This window comes from Luteimonas huabeiensis HB2 (assembly GCF_000559025.1).
Lineage (GTDB): Bacteria > Pseudomonadota > Gammaproteobacteria > Xanthomonadales > Xanthomonadaceae > Luteimonas > Luteimonas huabeiensis.
Window position 1 is genome coordinate 1 of record NZ_JAAN01000071.1, and the last position, 453, is coordinate 453.

The following is a 453-nucleotide window of genomic DNA, read 5'->3' on the forward strand; positions in this document are numbered from 1 at the left end:
ATGACACCAAGCGCGGCATAGGTGCGCGATGGACCGCCGTCGAAACCGAAGTCATGGCGGACACCGGCGACCGCGTCCCACCAGGGGGCGATGGCCCGACCGTACAGGACTTCCACATCCGCCGACTCGGTGGATCCGCTCGCACGCTCGCCCTCGCTGCGGAGCCAGAGCCGGTTCAAGTCGGAGCCGACCCAGGCTTTCGCTTCCCAGGCCATGCCGGTGATCCATCGTGGAGTGATCGCTGCCGGCAGTGTCCGTAGCCCCGTGTTTCATGGCGCCGTGGTCCATGTTTCCGTGGTCCATGGTCCCGTGATCATTGGAGCTTTTGTCTGTCGGAGTCGGCTGATGTCCGGCGTGTGGGTCAACAGGTTTGGGTGACGATGGTGTCGCAGCGGGCTTCGCTTCCGGGTGGTGCGAGGCGTGGTCCGTCTCCTGCGCCCACGCCGGCGCGAA

General features: G+C 66.0%; 1 protein-coding gene. It reads right to left on the bottom strand.

Features of this window, described 5'->3' with window-relative positions; translation table 11 throughout:
- Nucleotides 1–215 (bottom strand): copper resistance protein B (locus Z164_RS21120; protein WP_043691096.1); only part of this gene is annotated, 215 nt, incomplete at its 3' end.
- Nucleotides 216–453: the final 238 nt, after the last annotated feature.